The organism is Micrococcus sp. KRD026, assembly GCF_017168445.1.
Classification (GTDB): domain Bacteria; phylum Actinomycetota; class Actinomycetes; order Actinomycetales; family Micrococcaceae; genus Micrococcus; species Micrococcus luteus.
The window spans coordinates 30,129-46,761 of the sequence record NZ_JABFBA010000019.1 but is presented as its reverse complement, the minus strand read 5'-3'; the positions used below and the strand labels follow the sequence as shown (position 1 = coordinate 46,761).

Here is a 16,633-nt window from a genome sequence, read left to right as displayed (position 1 = left end):
GATCAGGCTCCTTCGGTGGCGGGGGTGGTGGCGGCGCGGTGCTCGGTGAGCAGCTGCACGAAGCGGTCGAACAGGTCGAGGGTGTCGTTGGGGCCGGCCGCGGACTCCGGGTGGAACTGCACGGAGAAGGCGGGCCGGTCGAGCAGGCGCAGGCCCTCGACGACCTGGTCGTTCAGGGACCAGTGGGAGACCTCGACGCGGCCGAAGCGCGACTCCGGCGCCTCGATCGGCTCGCCGAGGGGGGCGTCCACGGCGAAGCCGTGGTTCTGGGAGGTGATGGCCACGCGGCCCGTGGCCTTGTCCAGCACCGGCTGGTTCGGGCCGCGGTGGCCGAACTTCAGCTTGTAGGTGTCGAAGCCGAGCGCGCGGCCGAAGATCTGGTTGCCGAAGCAGATGCCGAAGAACGGCAGGCCGGCGTCGAGGACCTCGCGCAGCAGCTCCACCTGGGCGTCTGCCGTGGCCGGGTCGCCGGGGCCGTTGGACAGGAAGACGCCGTCCGGGTCCACGGCGCGGATGCCGGCCAGGTCCGTGGCCGCGGGCAGCACGTGCACGCGGATGCCGCGGGAGGCCAGGTGCCGCGGCGTGGCGGCCTTGATGCCGAGGTCGAGGGCGGCGATCTCGGCGATCGGCTCGCCCTCCCAGCCGTGCTCGGCCGGCTCGATGACGTACGGCTGCTCCGTGGTGACGGACTCCGCGAGGCGGGCGCCGGCCATCGACGGCTGGGCGCGCACCTCCGCCAGCAGCTCGGCCTCCGGGCGGGCGGCGTGCTCGCCGGAGAACACGCCGGCGCGCATCGAGCCCTCGGTGCGCAGGCGGCGGGTGATGGCCCGGGTGTCGACCTCGCGGATCCCGACGACGCCGAACGTCTCGAGCTCCTCGTCGAGGGTGCGCTCGGCGCGCCAGTTGGACGGACGCCGGGCCGCGTCGCGGACCACGTAGCCGGCGGCGAAGATCGCCCGCGACTCGCGGTCGGCGTCGTTGACCCCGGTGTTGCCGATGTGCGGGGAGGTCTGCACGATGATCTGCCCCGCGTAGGACGGGTCGGTGAGGGTCTCCTGGTAGCCGGTCATGCCCGTGGTGAACACGGCCTCGCCCAGGGTGCGGCCGCGGGCGCCGTAGGCCCGGCCGCGGTGGACGGTGCCGTCCTCGAGGACGAGCAGGGCCAGGTCGTCGGTGGGGGTGCTCATCGGGGGTCTCCTTCTCCTGCGCGGCCGGCCGGGTCGGCCGGGGCGGGGTCGATGATGGTCTGCAGGGCGGCGAGGAGCCGGTCGCGGTCCTCGGGGCGGTCGGGGCGGAAGGCGGAGGTGAGTTCGACGTCGCCGAGGCGCCAGCCCCAGGCGACGAGCCCGCCCGGCTCGACGAACTTGCCGGCGATCCCGCCGGACAGGCCGGCCTCGACGAGGTCGTCCGCGGGGATGAACAGGTTGGCGGCCCCGGGGCGGAGCACGAGCAGGCCGCGGTGGGTGCCGGCGTCGTGGACCTCGAGGACGGCGCGCGAGCGCAGGCCCAGGCCGTGCACCGCCACGCGGTCCAGTCGGTCCTCGCCGCGCACCGTGCCCACGTGCATGCCCTCCGCGGACAGCGTCGGCTCGGCGTCGTAGAGGGCCGTCGGCACGGGGGCCGGGGCCGGGATCCCGGCCTGCGCCCGGCGGCGGGCCCGCCACCCGAGGGCCAGCAGGCCGAGCAGCACGAGGACGACGGCCAGGGTGCCCAGGGTCACCGGCAGCCACACGTCCGCGTAGTCCTTCGTCGGGGTCCGCGGCGGGACGGGACGGGCCGCCAGGGCGGCGGCCAGGGAGGTGATGCTCACGCGCGCTCCCCCGTCTCCGTCAGGGCCGGGTGGCGGTACGGCCGGGCGGGGGCGCCGTCGGCGACGACGCGGGCGCCGCGGTAGACCGTGTGGCGTACCGCGCCCGGCAGCTCCATGCCCCGGTACGGGCTGTTGCGGGACTTGGTCAGGTGCTGCTCGGGGTCCACGGTGCGGCGGGCCTGCGGGTCCACGAGCACGAGGTTGGCCACGGCGCCGACGCGCGGGACGCCGCGCTCGTCGGCCTGGCCCTGGTCGGTCAGGCCGGCGATCCGGGCCGGCGCCGTGGACATTACGCGGGCGACGCCGGCCCAGTCCATCAGGCCGGTGTCCACCATCGCCTGCTGCACCACGGACAGGGCGGTCTCGAGGCCCGTCATGCCCATCGCCGCGACCGTCCACTCGCACTGCTTGGTCTCGGCGGTGTGTGGGGCGTGGTCGGTGCCCACGGTGTCGATGGTGCCGTCGGCCAGCCCGGCGCGCAGGGCCATCACGTCGGACTCGCGGCGCAGCGGCGGGTTGACCTTGAACACGGGGTCGTAGGAGCGGACGAGCTCCTCGGTGAGCAGCAGGTGGTGCGGGGTGACCTCGGCGGTCACGGCCACGCCCTGGGCCTTGGCCCAGCGGATCAGCTCGACGGAGCCGGCCGTGGAGACGTGGCACACGTGCAGGCGGGAGTCCACGTGCTGGGCCAGCAGCACGTCACGGGCGATGATGGCCTCCTCCGCCACGGCGGGCCAGCCGGCCAGGCCGAGGACGCCGGAGAGCTCGGACTCGTTCATCTGGGCGCCGGCGGTGAGGTTCGGCTCCTGCGCGTGCTGGGCCACGAAGCCGCCGAAGGACTTCACGTACTCGAGCGCACGGCGCATCAGCACGGCGTCGTGGACGCACATGCCGTCGTCGGAGAACATCCGCACGCGGGCCTGCGAGTCGGCCATCGCGCCGAGGTCGGCCAGGGCCTCGCCGGCCAGGCCCACGGTCACCGCGCCCACGGGGTGCACATCGCACCAGCCCGCGTCCCGGCCCAGCCGCCACACCTGCTCCACCACGCCGGCGGTGTCGGCCGTCGGCGTCGAGTTGGCCATCGCGTGGACCGAGGTGAAGCCGCCCATCGCGGCGGCGCGGGTGCCGGTCTCGACCGTCTCCGCGTCCTCCTTGCCGGGCTGGCGCAGATGGGTGTGCAGGTCGACGAGCCCGGGCAGCAGCACCAGGCCGGCGCAGTCGACCTCCTCGGGGGCCGGGTCGAGGCCGGCGGCGTGGGTCGCGGCGTCCGGGCCGAGGGCGGCGATCCGGCCCTCGGCGACGAGCACGTCGGCGGTCTCGCCCGTGGTCAGGCGCGCGCTGCGCAGCAGCAGGGGGGCGGGGCTGGGGGCGCTCACGGGCGGACCTCCTGGTCGTGGTTGAGGACGAGGTGCAGGACCGCCATGCGGACGGACACGCCGTTGGCGACCTGCTCGAGGGCGGTGTTGCGGGGCGAGTCCGCCGCCGCCGGGCTGATCTCCAGGCCGCGGTTCATCGGGCCGGGGTGCATGACCACGGGCTCGTCGAGCAGGGCGCCCCGGCCGGCGGTGAGGCGGGCGAAGCGGTCGTCGGTCAGCCCCCAGGTCCGGGTGTACTCCCCTGCGGACGGGAAGAAGGCGCCGCCCATTCGCTCGGCCTGGACGCGGAGCATCATGACGGCGTCGGGGCCGGCGTCGAGGGCCTCGTCCAGCGAGTAGGTGACCTGGCACGGCCACGCGGCCACGCCCACGGGCAGCAGGGTGGGCGGGGCGGCCAGGGTGACCTGTGCGCCCAGCGTGCTGAGCAGCCACACGTTGGACCGGGCCACGCGCGAGTGCAGGATGTCCCCCACGATCACCACGCGCATGCCGGTCAGGTCCCGGCCGACCAGGTCCTCTCCCGTCGCCGCGGCGAGGCGCCGGCGCAGGGTGAAGGCGTCCAGGAGGGCCTGGGTGGGGTGCTCGTGGGTGCCGTCGCCGGCGTTCACGACGGCGGAGCGCACCCAGCCGGAGTCGGCCAGCTGGCGGGCCGCGCCCGAGGACCAGTGGCGCATCACGATGGCGTCCGCGCCGATGGCCTCGAGCGTCTGGACGGTGTCCTTGAGCGACTCCCCCTTGGAGACGGACGACCCCTTCGCGGAGAAGTTGATCACGTCCGCGGAGAGCCGCTTGGCGGCGGCCTCGAAGGAGATGCGGGTGCGGGTGGAGTCCTCGAGGAAGAGGTTCACCACGGTGCGGCCGCGCAGGGCGGGCAGCTTCTTGACCTCGCGCTGGTTGACGGCGGCCATCTCCTCGGCGGTGTCGAGGACGGCGAGGGCGTCGGCGCGGGAGAGGTCGGCGGTGGACAGCAGGTGGCGCACGGCTCAACCCTCCCGGGTCGCGACACGGTCGACGATGCTCACGGCGTCCTCAGTGACCTCGCCGGTGCCCTCGGGGCCGTCGACCTCCATGAGCCGGACCTGGACGCGCTCGGCGGTGGAGGTCGGCAGGTTCTTGCCCACGAAGTCGGCCCGGACGGGCAGCTCGCGGTGCCCGCGGTCCACGAGGACGGCCAGGCGCACGGCGGCGGGGCGGCCCAGGTCGGCGATCGCGTCGAGGGCGGCCCGGACGGTGCGGCCGGAGAAGAGGACGTCGTCCACGAGCACGACGACGGCGCCGTCGAGGGGGACCTCGGGCAGGCGGGTGGGCATCGGGGTGCGGGCCGTGCCGCGGCGGAGGTCGTCCCGGTAGAGCGTCACGTCCACCTCACCGACGGCGGCGGTGGGGTCGAAGGCCGGCTCGATGCGGGCCAGCAGGGCGCCGAGCCGCCGGGCCAGGGGGGCCCCGCGGCGCGGGATCCCCATCAGGACGAGACCCTCGGCGCCCTTGTTGGACTCGAGGATCTCGTGGGCGATCCGGGTCAGCGCCCGGTCGATCTCGGACGTGGACAGCACGGTCCGGGCAGCACGAGGTGCGGCGGGGTCAGTTCCCATGCCGGCGCCTCCTTCCCCGCCTCACAGGACGGCTCTTAAAGGATGCGTGGTTCGTCCCGGGGCGCCGGTGGGCCCCCGCGCGGGACGTCGCCGACTCTACCAGCGAGGCCCGCCCCACGGCGCGGATGACGCGGTGCGGGACGGGCCTCGTGACGGAGCTCTCGGCCGCTCAGGCGAGCAGCGTCGGCTTGACCTGCTGCAGGCGGCCGAGCAGACCGTTGACGAACTCGGGCGAGTCGTCCGTGGACAGCTGGGCGGCCAGGGCGACGGCCTCGGAGATGGCGACGGCGTCCGGCACGTCGTCCTGGAACAGCAGCTCCCAGGCCCCCACGCGCAGGATCGCCCGGTCGACGGCGGGCATGCGGTCCAGGGACCAGCCGCGGGAGTAGGAGCTCAGGGCCTCGTCGAGCCGCTCCTGGTCCGCGATGACGCCTTCCACGAGCCGCTGGGTGTAGGCGTTCACCTGCAGATCGGTGCTCTCGCGGCGGGTGCGGATGCCCTCCAGCGCGCTGGAGCCCCGCTGCTCGGCCTCGAACAGGATCTCCACCGCACGCTGCCGGGAGCGGCTGCGCGCCGTGGTCCCCCGCTTGGCAGCGGAGCCGGCGGAGGCCCGCTCAGTCATTGACGCGGCCGAGGTAGTCGCCGGTGCGGGTGTCGACCTTGACGCGGGTGCCCTGCTCGACGAAGAGCGGCACCTGGATCTCGGCGCCGGTCTCCACGGTGGCGGGCTTGGTGCCGGCGGACGAGCGGTCCCCCTGCAGGCCCGGCTCGGTGTAGGTGATCTCCAGGACCACGGACGCCGGCATCTCGAGGTACAGCGGCGTGCCCTCGTGCAGGGCGATGACCACCTGGGTGTTCTCGAGCATGTACTTCGCGGCGTCGCCGACCACGGCCCCGGGCACGGTGATCTGGTCGTAGTCCTTGACGTCCATGAACACGTAGTCCGCGCCGTCCTGGTAGAGGTACTGGTAGTCGGAGCGGTCCACGGTGGCGAACTCGACCTTGGCGCCGGCGTTGAAGGTCTTGTCCACGACCTTGCCCGTGGTGATGTTCTTCATCTTGGTGCGGACGAACGCGCCGCCCTTGCCCGGCTTGACGTGCTGGAACTCGGTGACGTTCCAGAGCTGGCCCTCCAGCTTCAGGACGGCGCCGTTCTTGATGTCGTTGCTCGTTGCCACGTGTGTGTGCTCCCGATCGGTCTCGCGGACCGTCACGGGTCCGCCTGCAGTGGGTGGGGTCTTGGATGTGCGCGGGCCAGTCTACGGGAGGCCCCGCGCGGGGCCGGGGTCAGCGGCGGCTCACTCTGCGATCTCCTGGTACGCCGCGAAGAGCAGGGACGCGTCCGGGATGTCCACGGTGGTGGGCTGCGCGAGCCCGTCCAGCAGGACGAAGCGCAGCTGGTCGCCGCGGTTCTTCTTGTCCCGGCGGATGCCCTCGAGCAGGGTCTGCCACCGGTCCCCGCGGTAGGAGACGGGCAGGCCCAGGGCCGTCAGCACCGACCAGTGGCGGTCCGCGGTGGCGTCGTCGAGCCGGCCGAGGGAGCGGGCCAGCTCGGCCGCGAAGACCAGCCCCACGGACACCGCGGCGCCGTGGCGCCACTGGTAGCGCTCGGCGAGCTCGATCGCGTGCCCCATCGTGTGGCCGTAGTTCAGCGCCTCGCGGGCGCCCGACTCGCGGGGGTCGCGGGAGACGACGTCCGCCTTGACCCGGATCGAACGCTCGATCAGCTCGCGCAGCCGCGCGGAGTGCGGGTTCTGGGCCTGGGCCGGGTCCTCCTCGATGAGGTCGAGGATCGCGGGGTCGGCGATGAAGCCGCACTTCACGACCTCGGCCAGGCCGGAGATCAGCTCGTTGGCCGGCAGGGTGAGCAGCGTGTCCAGGTCCGCCAGCACGCCGGCCGGATTGTGGAACGCCCCCACCAGGTTCTTGCCCTCGGCGGTGTTGATGCCGGTCTTGCCGCCCACCGCCGCGTCCACCATGCCCAGCAGGGTGGTGGGCATGTGCACGACGCGGACGCCGCGCAGCCACGTGGCCGCCACGAAGCCGGCCAGGTCGGACACGGCGCCGCCGCCCACGGAGACGATCGCGTCCGACCGGGTGAAGTCGTTCTGGCCGAGCACCTGCCAGCAGAACCCGGCCACCTGCAGGTGCTTGCCCTCCTCGGCGTCCGGGATCTCGGCGGTCAGTGCGGTCAGGCCCACGGCCTCGAGGTCGTTCTTGACGACGTCGCCGGTGGCCCGGAGGGCGCGCGGATGGATGACCAGCACGCGTCGGACGGTCGGGCCGAGCATGTCCGGCAGGCGCGCGAGCAGGCCCCGGCCCACCACCACGTCGTAGCCGCCGTGCACGGCCGCCTCGTGGCCGCCGGCCACGGGGATGACCGTCACGTCCTCGGGTGCGGCCGGAGCGGCCGCGGGCGCCGCCCCCGGGGTCTCCTGCTCGGTGATGTCCGGCTCACGGTCGGTCATGGGTGTGACTCACTCCTTCGGGGGCGGTGGGCGTCCCCCACGATACGCCAGGCCGCCTCGGCGGCCGTCAGGCCTGTGGTGTCGAGCACGAGGTCGGCGACCTCGCGGTACAGCCCCTCGCGTTCGGCGAGGATGCGCCGCCAGGTCCCGGCGGGGTCTCCGGCCAGGACGGGGCGGCCCGCGCCGCCGCCCACGCGGCGCAGCGCCTCCTCCTCTCCGACCGCGAGGTAGACGACGTCGGAGTCCGGCCCGGCCAGCGCGCGGCGGGTGCCCGGATGCAGGACGGCGCCGCCGCCGCACGAGAGGACGCACGGGGCGGGTCGGCCGAGCACATGGCCGATGACGCGCGCCTCCTCCGCCCGGAACGCGGCCTCGCCGTGCTCGGCGAAGAACTCCGGGATCGGGCCGTGCACCTGGGTGAACAGCTCGTCGGAGTCCACGAAGGGCAGCCCGGTCACGGCGGCCAGGGCCCGGCCGACCGTCGTCTTCCCGGCCCCCATCGGGCCGACGAGGACGATCCGGCGGGCCGGGCGCGCGGCCGGGTCCTCGTCGGCCGCGGCGGCCACCGTGGCCGCGGCCGTCAGGCGCGCCTCGAGGGCACCGATCATGCCCTCCCACGGGCACACGGTGACGGGCCCGGGGACGGGACGCGTGCTCGGGTCCGGTCCCGGGGCCGGCGCGGTCCCGGGGGTGTCGGTCACGGCAGGGGGTCGCCCATCGGGCCGTCCGCCACGACGTCGGCGCCCGGCTCCGGCAGGGCGGGGACCGCGGCCTGGAACGCTTCGAGGTTGCGGCGCGTCTCGGCCACGGAGTCGCCGCCGAACTTCTCGAGCATCGCGTCGGCCAGGACGAGGGCGACCATGGCCTCGGCGACGATGCCCGCGGCGGGCACGGCCGCCACGTCGGAGCGCTGATGGTGGGCCGTGGTCTCCGCGCCCGTGGCGACGTCGACCGTGGGCAGTGCGCGCGGCACCGTGGCGATCGGCTTCATCGCGGCGCTCACGCGCAGCAGCTCGCCCGTCGACATGCCGGCCTCGATGCCGCCGGCCCGGTCGGTCGTGCGCCGGGGGCGGCCGTCCGCGCCGCGGGCGATCCCGTCGTGGGCGGCGGTGCCGCGTCGGGCGGCCGTGGCGAACCCGTCGCCGACCTGCACGCCCTTGATCGCCTGGATGCCCATGAGCGCCCCCGCCAGCCGCGCGTCGAGGCGGCGGTCCCAGTGGACGTGGGAGCCCAGGCCGATCGGCACGCCGTACGCCAGCACCTCCACGACGCCGCCGAGGGTCTCCCCGGCGCGGTGGGCGTCGTCGACCTCGGCGACCATCGCCGCGGAGGTCTGCGGGTCGAGGCAGCGGACCGGGTCGGCGTCGAGGCGGGCCTCGTCCTCGGGGACGGGGAACGGGTGGCCCTCCGGCAGGGCGGCCTCCCCGAAGGCCACGGTGTGGGAGACGATCCGCACGCCGAGCTCGCCGAGGAAGGCGCGGGCGACGGTGCCCAGGGCCACACGGGCGGCGGTCTCACGGGCGGAGGCGCGCTCGAGGAGGGGGCGGGCCTCGTCGAAGCCGTACTTCTGCATGCCGGTCAGGTCGGCGTGGCCGGGCCGCGGGCGGGTGAGCGCCGCGTTGCGGGCCAGACCGTCGAGCTCCTCCGCGGGGACGGGATCGGCGGCCATCACCTTCTCCCACTTGGGCCATTCCGTGTTGCCCACCTGGATCGCCACAGGCGAGCCGAGGGTGCGGCCGTGGCGGACGCCGCCGAGGATCGTCACCGCGTCCTGCTCGAACTTCATGCGCGCGCCGCGCCCGTACCCCAGGCGGCGGCGCGCGAGCGCGTCCTGCACGTCCTGCGTCGTGACCGGGATCCCGGCCGGCAGTCCCTCTACGATTCCTGTGAGCGCGGGGCCGTGAGACTCCCCCGCTGTCAACCAGCGCACCATGGCGTGCAGTCTCTCACGCACGGGGCGCCGCGCCGTCACGTGTGACCGGACGGGACGCACCGGATCCGGCGTTCGACGCTCAGCCGGCGGCCGGTCCCAGGGCGTCCGCCGCGGCGCGCGTCACCGCCGCCCAGTCCGGCTCGGGCATCCCGGCCGCGGCGCGGGGCCGGGCCGTGAACAGCCGGACCTGCTCGATGCCCTGGTGCAGCAGCATGGACAGCCCGGACGCCACCGGACCGCCCTCCCGGGACCAGGCGGACGCCAGCACGGAGGGCCACGGGTCGTAGGCCGCGTCCAGCAGGGGCGGCAGGGCGGCGCCGGCCGGCACGTGTGCGGCCAGGGCGTCCGCGGCGCGCGGCGGCAGGGTGGCGACGACGGCACGCAGCCCCGGCGCCCGCCGGAGCAGATCCGCCTGGGTCAGGGTCGCCCAGCGCAGCCCGAGCGCGTCGGCCAGGGCCGTCACCTCGGCGGCGCGGGCGGGGTCGCGGACGCCGAAGAGCACCGCGTCCGCGCCGAGCGTGGCGGCGGCGAGGACGGCCGCCGTCGCGGTCCCCCCGTTCCCGAGGACGCCGACGGTCCCGCCCCGGGCGGCACGGTCGAGGCCGGCCGCGGCGAGGGCGCCGAGGATGCCGTCCACGTCCGTGTTCTCGGCGTGGACGACCCCGGGCGCGGAGGGGTGGTCGCGCACGAGGGTGTTCGCGGTGCCCAGGAGGCGGACGCGGTCGCTGACGTGCCCGGCGGCGGCGACGACCGCCCGCTTCAGCGGCATGGTGACGGAGCAGCCGAGCCAGTCCTGCCCGCGGGCCGCGGCCGCGCCGCCGTCGGCCGTGCCCGGGGCGCCGAGGTGCTCGGCCGCGAAGGCGAGCACCTCGTCCTCGCCCAGGTCTCGGCGGCCGTAGTCGACGTCGAGGCCCAGGACCCGGTAGCCGGCCGCGTGCAGCACCGGGGAGAGCGAGTGGGCGATCGGCCGGCCCAGGACCGCCGCGCGCAGCGTGGGGCGCATCAGCACACCCCCGGATTGGAGGCGCAGTAGCGCTGCAGGGTGCGCACGTGCTGCTGGTGCTCCTCATAGGTGCGGGAGAACTCGGTGTGGCCGGTGCCGATGTCCGTGGTCACCCAGTAGTAGGCGTCCGTCTCGGCCGGGTCGAGGGCGGCCTCGACGGCCGCGTCGGAGGGCATGCCGATCGGACCCGGCGGCAGGCCCGGGTGCACGTACGTGTTGTAGGGGTTCGACGCGTCCTGGCGCTGGCCCGAGGTGAAGCTGAGGCTGCGCACGCCGAGGCCGTACGTGACGGTGGCGTCGATCTGCAGGAGCCCGCGCGTCTCGGTGTTGTCCGGGGCGAGGCGGTTCTCGATGGCGCCGGCGACCTGCCGGTAGTCCTGGGGCAGGGCCTCCGCCTCGAGGATGGAGGCGATCGTGAGCAGGCGCTGCTGCTCGGCCGGGTCGCGGACGTCGAGGGCGTCGAGCTCGGCGAGGGTGGGCCGGATCAGGGAGTCGAGCACCTGCTCGGCGGTGGCGTCGACGGGGAGGCGGTACTCCCCCGCGTCGAGCCAGCCCTCGAGCGTGCCCGCCTCCCCGGGGACGCCGTAGCGGGTCGGGTCGTGGGCGGCGGCCTCGAGCTCCTCGCGGGGCAGCCCCGTGGCCTCGGCGACGGCGTCCAGCACCTCGGTGAGTCGCCGGCCGCGCTCCACGAGCACGTAGTGCACGGCCCCGTCCGCGGCGCCCTGGAGCACCGCGAGGGCCTCGGCCGCGGGCATCCGCTCGCGCAGCACGAAGTCCCCCGAGCGCACGAGACCGCTGCCCGTGTCCCTGGCGGCGCGCTCGAACGCACGGGCGGAGGCCACGATGCCGGCCCGGTCCAGGCGGGCCGCCACGGAGCCCAGGTCCTCGCCCGGCTCCACCGAGAACGTCACCTCGTCGCCCTCGACGGCCGTGTGGTCGGGGCCGCCCAGGAACCCGCGCACGATCAGCCCGACCACGACGGCGAACGCCACGAGCACCGTGCCCAGCACCAGCGCGGTCCGCCGCCGGCCGGCGCCGCGATCGACCCGCGGGGCCGGGTGGGACCCGGAGCCCCGGCGACGCAGGAACGTGCGGGGCCGGCATGGGCCGGCCGCGTCGACCGGCTGGGACGGGACGCCGAGATCGGCCTCGTCCGCCTCGCCGTGGGCGAAGCCGAACACGTCGAGGTCGTCGTGGACGTCGGCCTCGTCGCCGAGCAGATCGTCCCAGTGGTCCTCACGCCGCGCGTGCTGGTGGTCGCCGGTCACCGGATCTGCTCCCGGTCCTGGCCGGCCCAGCGGCCGGTGCGGCGCTGCTCGTCCACGGCGGCCTGCAGGATCGCGACGGCGGCCGCCTGGTCGATCACGCCGCGGCTGTACTTGACGGACCGGCCCGCGGCCCGCAGTCCGGCCTGCGCGGAGACCGTGCTGAGCCGCTCGTCGACGAGCCGGACCGGCACGGGGTGGCCCGCCTCGACCAGGGCGGCGGCGACGGCGTCCGCGTAGTCGAGGGCGTCCTGCGTGGACGGCGTGTGCTCGCCCCGCAGATTCACCGGCAGGCCGACGTACACGGCGACGACGTCGAGCTCGCGTGCGTGGGCGACGAGCTCGTCCACGTCACGACGTCGACGCGCATCCCGCCGCAGGGTGGCCACGGGGGTGGCGATCAGGCCGTCGGGGTCGGCCGACGCGACGCCCACGCGGGCACGTCCGACGTCGACGCCGAGGGTGCGCCCCCGGCGCACGGCGTCGCTCGCCACGGCGGCCCCGTCCTGACCTGCGCTCACGTCCGCCTCAGGCCGCGCGCACCGCGGCGACGACGGCCTCGAGCGCGTCCCCGACGCGCGTGACGTCCTGGCCGCCGCCCTGGGCGACGTCGTCCTTGCCTCCGCCCCCGCCGCCGAGCACGCCGGTGGCGGTCTTGACCATGGCGCCCGCCTTGAGGCCGGCCGCGCGGGCGGCCTCGTTGGTCGCCACGACCACGAGGGGCCGGCCCTTGGCCTCGGCCGTGAGGGCCACGAGCACGGGCGTGCCCGCCGCGTTGCCGCCGGCCGACTCGATCCGGGCGCGCAGGTCCAGCACGAGGGAACGCAGCTGGTCCCCGGCCACGTCGCCGACGTGGTGCGCCAGCACCCGCACCGACGTCCCGGCGGACGTCGTGACGTCCTGGGCCTGCCCGGCGAGCTGCCCGGCCTGGGCCTGCAGCGCCTGGGCCCGCAGCTCCGCGACCTGCTTCTCGGCCGCCTTGAGCCGGTCCAGGGTGGCGCCGATGCGGTCCTTGAGCTCCTCGGCCGGGGCCTTGAACATCTCCGAGAGCTCGGAGACGAGGGTGCGCTCCGCGGCGAGGTGGCGGAACGAGTCCAGGCCGACGAGCGCCTCGACGCGGCGGTTGCCCGAGCCCACGGACTGCTCGCCGAGCAGGGTCAGCGAGCCGATCTGCGCGGTGCGGCCCACGTGGGTGCCGCCGCACAGCTCGCGGGACCAGGCGCCGTCGATCTCCACGACGCGCACCCGGTCGCCGTACTTCTCGCCGAACAGGCTCATCGCGCCGAGTGCGCGCGCCTCCTCGAGGCTCATCTCCTGGGTGAGCACGGCGTGGTCGTCGCGGATGGCGATGTTCACCACGTCCTCGACCTCGGAGCGGGCCCCGGCCGAGAGCGCCTCGGCCCAGCGGAAGTCGAAGCGCAGGTAGCCCTCCTTGTTGAAGGAGCCGGACTGGGTGGCCTCGGGGCCGAGGATCTGGTGCAGTGCGGCGTGCACCAGGTGGGTGCCGGAGTGGGCCTTCTCGCCGTCGAGGCGGCGCTGCAGGTCGATCGCGCCGAGGGCCTGCGCGCCGGCGGCGACCTCGCCGTCGAGGACCTTGACCCTGTGCACGGACAGCCCCTTCACGGGGGCCTGCACGTCGAGCACCTCGAGGCGGAAGCCGTCGCCGGTGATCAGGCCGGTGTCCGCGGCCTGGCCGCCGGACTCCGCGTAGAACGGCGTGGCGTCCAGGACGAGCTCGAGCTCCGTGCCGGCGCCGGCGGACGCGACCTCCTCGCCGTTCTGCAGCAGGCCGCGCACCACGGACTCGGTGGTGTGCTCGGTGTAGCCGGTGAAGTGGGTCTGGCCCTCGGCGCGCAGGCGCTGGTACACGGCGGTGTCCGTGTGGCCGGCCTTCTTGGCCTTGGCGTCCGCGCGGGCGCGGTCGCGCTGCTCGGCCATGAGGGCGCGGAACCCGGCCTCGTCCACGGCGACGCCGGCCTCCTCCGCGATCTCCAGCGTCAGCTCGATCGGGAAGCCGTAGGTGTCGTGCAGCTCGAACGCGTCCGGGCCCGCGATGCCGCCGCCCGCCGAGCGGGCCTGGCCCACCGCGGCGTCGAGGCGGGCCGTGCCCGCGGCGATGGTCCGCAGGAACGCCTTCTCCTCGGCGTAGGCGATCCGGGAGATGCGCTCGAACTCGTCCGCGACCACCGGGTAGGTGCCCTTCATCGCGTCCCGGGAGACCGGCAGCAGCTCAGGGAAAACGGGCTCGGTGACGCCCATCAGGCGCAGGGCGCGGACGACGCGGCGGATGAGGCGGCGCAGCACGTAGCCGCGGCCCTCGTTGCCGGGGCGCACGCCGTCGCTGATCAGCATCAGGGCCGAGCGCACGTGGTCGGCCACCATGCGCAGGCGGACGTCGTCGTCGTAGTGCGGGTCGGCCGGGTCCTCGGTGGAGGTGTAGGAGCGGCCGGCCAGCTGCGCGGCGCGGTCGAGCACGGGGCGGACCTGGTCCGTCTCGTACATGTTCTCCACACCCTGGAGGATCATGGCGAGCCGCTCGAGGCCGAGACCGGTGTCGATGTTCTTGTGCTCGAGCTCGCCGGCGATGTCGAAGTCGTCCTTCGAGCGCACCGCGGAGAGGCGGTACTGCATGAACACGAGGTTCCAGATCTCGATGTAGCGGGTGTCGTCCGCGGCCGGGCCGCCGTCGACGCCGTACGCGGGGCCGCGGTCGTAGAAGATCTCCGAGCAGGGGCCGCCCGGGCCGGGCTGGCCGGTGTTCCAGTAGTTGTCGTCCTTGCCCATGCGCTGGATGCGCTCGGGACGGACGCCCACGTCCTCGCGCCAGATGCGCTCGGCCTCGTCGTCCTCGCGGTACACGGTGACCCAGAGGCGCTCGGGGTCCAGGCCGAAGCCGCCGTCCTCGACCGAGGACGTCAGCAGCTCCCAGGCCATCGGGATGGCCGTCTCCTTGAAGTAGTCGCCGAAGGAGAAGTTGCCGCACATCTGGAAGAAGGTGCCGTGGCGGACGGTCTTGCCGACCTCCTCGATGTCCGCGGTGCGGATGCACTTCTGCACCGAGACGACGCGCGGGCTCGGCGGGGTCTGCTCCCCCAGGAAGTACGGGATGAACGGGACCATGCCGGCCACCGTGAACAGCAGCGACGGATCCGGCGAGACGAGCGACGCCGACGGCACCACGCGGTGCCCCCTGGACTCAAAGAAGGCGGTCCAGCGGCGGGCGATCTCCTGGGACTTCATGCGGGGGTGTCCTTCTGCGTGGTGGTGGTCTGGGGGCGGGCGGCGCCGTGCGACGGCGGCTCCACGGTCTCCCCGGAGATGATCGGCCCCGTGTGGGGCAGGTAGGGCGCGGCCCAGGGGGCCTCGGCGCGGACGCGCTCGGCCAGGCGCCGGGCACCGTCCTGCAGGGCGGCCGCCGCGGCGTCGGCGGCGGCCTCACCGGCCTGGCGGGCCAGACGCTCCGGGTCCAGGCGGGCGGAGAACCCCGCGCGCCCCCCCGCGGAGCCAGGGTCAGACGTCGGCGCGTCGGTCGCGTCGGTGGCCGGGTGGGCACGGTCGCCGAGGGCGCGGTGTGCGAACCAGCCGGATGCGGCGCCGGCGCCGACGAGCAGCAGCGAGCGGAGCATGGCGGGGGCCTCCTTCGGACGGCAGGGATTCCGGCCCCACCTTACCGGGCGCGGCGCCGATCCCCGGCGGCGGGCCCGGGGGACGCCGCAGGCCCGGTCACCTCCGAGAGGTGACCGGGCCTGCGGGACGCGCGGGGCGCCGTCGTCCGGGACGGACCCGGCCGCGGCGGATCAGCGCGCGTAGTACTCGACCACGAGCTGCTCCTCGCAGGTCACGGGGACCTCGGAGCGCTTCGGGCGACGGGTGAGGGTGGCGCGCAGCTTGTCGATCTCCACGGTCAGGTAGCCCGGGGTGGCGGGCAGGACCTGCTGGTGGGCGCCGGCGGCGGCCAGCTGGAAGGGGACCATCTTCTCCGAGCGCTCGTGCACGTGGATCATCTGGCCCTCCTTCACGCGGAACGAGGGGACGTCCACGCGCTTGCCGTCCACCAGGATGTGGCGGTGCACGACGAGCTGACGGGCCTGCTGGATGGTGCGGGCGAAGCCGGCACGCAGCACGAGGGCGTCGAGGCGCTGCTCGAGGAGCTCGACCAGGTTCTCACCGGTCAGGCCGGCGGTGCGCTTGGCCTCCTCGAAGTAGCGGCGCATCTGGGCCTCGCGGATGTTGTACTGGGCGCGCAGACGCTGCTTCTCCTTGAGGCGCACCGCGTAGTCCGAGTCCTGCTTGCGGCGGGCACGGCCGTGCTGGCCGGGGCCGTACGGACGACGCTCCATGTACTTCTCGGCCTTGGGGGTCAGCGCGATGCCCAGGGCGCGGGAGTGCCGCACGGTGCGGCGGGTGCGAAGGTTGCCACTCATGGTGGACCTGCCTTTCCTTGACGTGCGGCACGGTTCGGGTTTGTCTCGAGGTCTCGTCCGCGCGCCGGGGCACACGGGTCAAGGGGACTCGAACCTGGCCTCCCCGCGATCCTGAGGAGAGCTGAGGGGCGTGCCGCCGCCCGTCATCCACTGATGCGCTGCGCGTCCCTCGACCGGGCACGCGGGTGTCCCGTGGACCGTTCGAGGGGGATGCGTCCGGGGCGCAGCGCCTGCCAGACCGGTCCACCTTACCAGAGCGACGACGACGGGGCGGGCCGGGGCTCAGGCGCGCGGCGTGGCCGCGGTGCCGGGGTCCGCGCCGAGGAGCTGACCGGCCTGGTCCAGGTGGGAGGCCTCGACCAGCACGTCGTACGACTCGGCCTCCATGGTCTGCAGGGACGTGAAGTCGCGCCTGCCGCCGGTGGCCGCGTGGCCGATCGCCCCGAAGACGGCCCCCCACAGGGCGCCCAGGCCCAGGGAGATCAGCAGGATCCAGAGGAACCCGAAGCCGGGGGCGAAGATCGAGAAGAGCAGGCCGAGCAGGAGGCCGAACCACAGGCCCTGCAGCCCGCCGCGGACGGCGGCCTTGCCGGTGGTCATCCGGCCCAGGACCTGCTCCACGGAGCGCAGCCCGGTGCCCACGATGCGCACGCGCTCCACGGGGAACCCGGCGTCGGAGAGCTGGTCCACGAGGGCCTGGGCCTCGGCGTAGGCCGGGACGGAGCGCAGGATGCGGTAGTCGGCCTGCGGGAGGGCGGGGCC

Annotated in this window: 17 protein-coding genes; all 17 read right to left on the bottom strand. The window is 74.9% G+C overall.

Annotated elements, in window-relative coordinates; translation table 11 throughout:
* Nucleotides 1-2: 2 nt before the first annotated feature.
* Nucleotides 3-1,187 (bottom strand): glutamine-hydrolyzing carbamoyl-phosphate synthase small subunit, encoded by a 1,185-nt coding sequence (gene carA, locus J1M40_RS06640; RefSeq protein WP_036313720.1) that lies wholly within the window; start codon nt 1,185-1,187, stop codon nt 3-5.
* On the bottom strand, nt 1,184-1,810 hold the full coding sequence (locus tag J1M40_RS06635) for a hypothetical protein (RefSeq protein ID WP_012750893.1): 627 nt from the start codon (nt 1,808-1,810) through the stop codon (nt 1,184-1,186). The genes carA and J1M40_RS06635 overlap by 4 nt, the downstream gene beginning before the upstream one ends.
* Nucleotides 1,807-3,186, bottom strand: coding sequence for a dihydroorotase (locus J1M40_RS06630; protein ID WP_036313718.1), 1,380 nt, complete (start codon nt 3,184-3,186; stop codon nt 1,807-1,809). Before J1M40_RS06630 ends, J1M40_RS06635 begins: the two co-directional genes overlap by 4 nt.
* Entirely contained in the window at nt 3,183-4,166 is a 984-nt protein-coding gene (locus tag J1M40_RS06625) for an aspartate carbamoyltransferase catalytic subunit (RefSeq protein ID WP_036313715.1), read from the bottom strand. The genes J1M40_RS06630 and J1M40_RS06625 overlap by 4 nt, the downstream gene beginning before the upstream one ends.
* A 3-nt stretch (nt 4,167-4,169) precedes the next feature.
* Complete coding sequence (gene pyrR / locus J1M40_RS06620) at nt 4,170-4,778, bottom strand: bifunctional pyr operon transcriptional regulator/uracil phosphoribosyltransferase PyrR (RefSeq protein WP_036313707.1); 609 nt, start codon at nt 4,776-4,778, stop codon at nt 4,170-4,172.
* A gap of 169 nt (nt 4,779-4,947) precedes the next feature.
* Nucleotides 4,948-5,400, bottom strand: coding sequence for a transcription antitermination factor NusB (gene nusB / locus J1M40_RS06615; protein WP_044659811.1), 453 nt, complete (start codon nt 5,398-5,400; stop codon nt 4,948-4,950).
* Nucleotides 5,393-5,956 carry an elongation factor P gene (gene efp / locus J1M40_RS06610; RefSeq protein ID WP_002857030.1) on the bottom strand — a complete coding sequence of 188 codons (564 nt, stop codon included), beginning with the start codon at nt 5,954-5,956 and terminating at the stop codon, nt 5,393-5,395. Before efp ends, nusB begins: the two co-directional genes overlap by 8 nt.
* A 120-nt stretch (nt 5,957-6,076) precedes the next feature.
* Nucleotides 6,077-7,246: a 3-dehydroquinate synthase gene (gene aroB, locus J1M40_RS06605; protein ID WP_081097731.1), complete on the bottom strand. Its 1,170-nt coding sequence runs from the start codon at nt 7,244-7,246 to the stop codon at nt 6,077-6,079.
* Complete coding sequence (locus tag J1M40_RS06600) at nt 7,243-7,947, bottom strand: shikimate kinase (RefSeq protein ID WP_044659812.1); 705 nt, start codon at nt 7,945-7,947, stop codon at nt 7,243-7,245. Before J1M40_RS06600 ends, aroB begins: the two co-directional genes overlap by 4 nt.
* Nucleotides 7,944-9,179: a chorismate synthase gene (gene aroC, locus J1M40_RS06595; RefSeq protein ID WP_036336604.1), complete on the bottom strand. Its 1,236-nt coding sequence runs from the start codon at nt 9,177-9,179 to the stop codon at nt 7,944-7,946. The genes J1M40_RS06600 and aroC overlap by 4 nt, the downstream gene beginning before the upstream one ends.
* Nucleotides 9,180-9,258: 79 nt before the next feature.
* Nucleotides 9,259-10,182, bottom strand: coding sequence for a shikimate dehydrogenase (locus J1M40_RS06590; RefSeq protein WP_113914224.1), 924 nt, complete (start codon nt 10,180-10,182; stop codon nt 9,259-9,261).
* Entirely contained in the window at nt 10,182-11,450 is a 1,269-nt protein-coding gene (mltG, locus tag J1M40_RS06585; RefSeq protein WP_113914219.1) for an endolytic transglycosylase MltG, read from the bottom strand. Before mltG ends, J1M40_RS06590 begins: the two co-directional genes overlap by 1 nt.
* Complete coding sequence (ruvX, locus tag J1M40_RS06580) at nt 11,447-11,968, bottom strand: Holliday junction resolvase RuvX (protein WP_052006958.1); 522 nt, start codon at nt 11,966-11,968, stop codon at nt 11,447-11,449. The genes mltG and ruvX overlap by 4 nt, the downstream gene beginning before the upstream one ends.
* A 7-nt stretch (nt 11,969-11,975) precedes the next feature.
* Nucleotides 11,976-14,687, bottom strand: coding sequence for an alanine--tRNA ligase (gene alaS, locus J1M40_RS06575; protein WP_113914220.1), 2,712 nt, complete (start codon nt 14,685-14,687; stop codon nt 11,976-11,978).
* Nucleotides 14,684-15,073 carry a hypothetical protein gene (locus J1M40_RS06570; RefSeq protein WP_020621562.1) on the bottom strand — a complete coding sequence of 130 codons (390 nt, stop codon included), beginning with the start codon at nt 15,071-15,073 and terminating at the stop codon, nt 14,684-14,686. The genes alaS and J1M40_RS06570 overlap by 4 nt, the downstream gene beginning before the upstream one ends.
* 171 nt (nt 15,074-15,244) lie before the next feature.
* Nucleotides 15,245-15,871 (bottom strand): 30S ribosomal protein S4, encoded by a 627-nt coding sequence (rpsD, locus tag J1M40_RS06565; protein ID WP_020621561.1) that lies wholly within the window; start codon nt 15,869-15,871, stop codon nt 15,245-15,247.
* 282 nt (nt 15,872-16,153) lie between these two features.
* The coding region (locus tag J1M40_RS06560; RefSeq protein WP_241252140.1) for a general stress protein at nt 16,154-16,633 on the bottom strand (480 nt) is incomplete at its 5' end.

Excerpts from the sequence above, each read along its gene's own strand:
- carA (WP_036313720.1), bottom strand. The coding sequence starts at position 1,187 with ATGAGCACCCCCACCGACGACCTGGCCCTGCTCGTCCTCGAGGACGGC.
- pyrR (WP_036313707.1), bottom strand. The coding sequence starts at position 4,778 with ATGGGAACTGACCCCGCCGCACCTCGTGCTGCCCGGACCGTGCTGTCC.
- nusB (WP_044659811.1), bottom strand. The coding sequence starts at position 5,400 with ATGACTGAGCGGGCCTCCGCCGGCTCCGCTGCCAAGCGGGGGACCACG.
- aroB (WP_081097731.1), bottom strand. The coding sequence starts at position 7,246 with ATGACCGACCGTGAGCCGGACATCACCGAGCAGGAGACCCCGGGGGCG.
- aroC (WP_036336604.1), bottom strand. The coding sequence starts at position 9,179 with ATGGTGCGCTGGTTGACAGCGGGGGAGTCTCACGGCCCCGCGCTCACA.
- J1M40_RS06590 (WP_113914224.1), bottom strand. The coding sequence starts at position 10,182 with ATGCGCCCCACGCTGCGCGCGGCGGTCCTGGGCCGGCCGATCGCCCAC.
- alaS (WP_113914220.1), bottom strand. The coding sequence starts at position 14,687 with ATGAAGTCCCAGGAGATCGCCCGCCGCTGGACCGCCTTCTTTGAGTCC.
- J1M40_RS06570 (WP_020621562.1), bottom strand. The coding sequence starts at position 15,073 with ATGCTCCGCTCGCTGCTGCTCGTCGGCGCCGGCGCCGCATCCGGCTGG.
- rpsD (WP_020621561.1), bottom strand. The coding sequence starts at position 15,871 with ATGAGTGGCAACCTTCGCACCCGCCGCACCGTGCGGCACTCCCGCGCC.